This window comes from Pseudomonas sp. 24 E 13 (assembly GCF_900004715.1).
Classification (GTDB): Bacteria; Pseudomonadota; Gammaproteobacteria; order Pseudomonadales; family Pseudomonadaceae; genus Aquipseudomonas; species Aquipseudomonas orientalis_A.
This window is the reverse complement of the sequence record NZ_CVTO01000165.1, coordinates 886-1,261: the sequence shown is the minus strand read 5'-3', so window position 1 is coordinate 1,261 and position 376 is coordinate 886. Positions and strand designations below refer to the sequence as shown.

General features: G+C 56.9%; 1 protein-coding gene. It reads right to left on the bottom strand.

Translation table 11 applies throughout. The features are described from left to right. The coding region (locus BFP90_RS29395; RefSeq protein WP_256097519.1) for an immunoglobulin-like domain-containing protein at positions 1–376 on the bottom strand (376 nt) is incomplete at both ends.

Sequence of the window (376 nt, the reverse complement as noted above, 5' to 3'; positions counted from 1 at the left end):
ATGGTGTCGTTGATCGCGGTAGTTGCGCCGTTGCCAGCAACTTCCAATTTCTCAAAGTTGCCGCCCGTTGCGTCTGTGATCTTGACCGTCTGCGTGCTCTTGTCGATGAACACGTCATCGCTTGGCGCAGGGACGGTGACGGTGCCGACGGTATCGCCAGCCTTGATGATAATCGACGAACCGTTGTCCAGCTTCAGCGTAACGTCGCTGCCTGCTTTGTTGGAGAGCGTGGCCGTGTAAGTGATCTGGCCACCTTCGTTGACGGCAGTTGGCGCGGTCAGCGTGACCGTAGTGGTATCAGCAGTACCTGGGGTATCGGTAACAGTGGTGTTAACCGCTGTGGTACCTGGCACCAGGTTTTCAAAGTGCTCGCCAC